The 433-nt window shown below is 82.0% G+C and carries 1 pseudogene; it reads left to right on the top strand.

The features are described from left to right. Window positions 1–433, top strand: a pseudogene (locus tag RKE29_RS30485) (hypothetical protein); the annotation flags it as partial.

Genomic DNA, 433 nt, shown 5'->3' on the forward strand with positions numbered 1-433 from the left:
CGGTGCGGGGCGCGCCGCGCGCCGCCGTGCTGGGCTGCGCGACCGCCGTCTGCTTCGCCTGCACGGCGGCGCTGGTGAAGGAGGTCACGGGCCGGCTGGCGGCCGGCCCGGCCGCCGTGGCCGCCGGCTGGTGGCCGTACGCCGCGGCCGGCGTGGGCCTGCTGAGTCTGCTGCTGCTCCAGGCCACGCTGCGCGCCGGGACGCTGGCCGCCTCGCAGCCGGCGCTGACGCTCGGGGACGCGGTGGTGAGCGTGGCGCTCGGCTGGGCGCTGTTCGGCGAGCGCATCGCCCTCGGGCCGCGCCTGCTGCCCGAGATGGTCGGCGCGCTGCTGGTCGCGGCCGGCAGCCTGGGCCTGTGCCGCTCCCCGGCGGTGGCCGGGGGCTGGGACACGCCGCCGGCCGCCGCCGGACGGCGGCCCGGCGCGCCGTCCAC

Origin of the sequence: Streptomyces sp. B1866, from assembly GCF_031932565.1 — a bacterium.
Taxonomy (GTDB): domain Bacteria; phylum Actinomycetota; class Actinomycetes; order Streptomycetales; family Streptomycetaceae; genus Streptomyces.